At 47.2% G+C, this 301-nt stretch carries 1 pseudogene; it reads left to right on the top strand.

The annotated features are described in order from the left end of the window. Positions 1–301, top strand: a pseudogene (locus tag ABHV44_RS16285) (hypothetical protein); the annotation flags it as partial.

Here is a 301-nt window from a genome sequence, read left to right as displayed (position 1 = left end):
GGAACAACACAAACCATTACGCTCACAGCCGAAGATAACGCAGGAAACACTGCCTCGGTTGACTTTGAAATTACGTTGGTTGATGAAACCGATCCTGTGATTTCATCAGTCCCAGACATAAATGAATTTCTCGATGGAGATTGCAACTTCTCCATCCCCGATTACACTGGCTTGTTGACTCCGACAGACAACTGCGATGGTGATGTTGAGGTGACTCAAACTCCTGTTGTAGGTACAATTTACAGTGGCCACCTGACCACGCAGACCATAACCCTCACTGCAACAGACGATGCCGGAAACT

Origin of the sequence: Halocola ammonii, from assembly GCF_049334165.1 — a bacterium.
Taxonomy (GTDB): domain Bacteria; phylum Bacteroidota; class Bacteroidia; order Flavobacteriales_D; family Sanyastnellaceae; genus JBEGHD01.
This window is presented reverse-complemented; position numbering and strand designations above follow the sequence as displayed.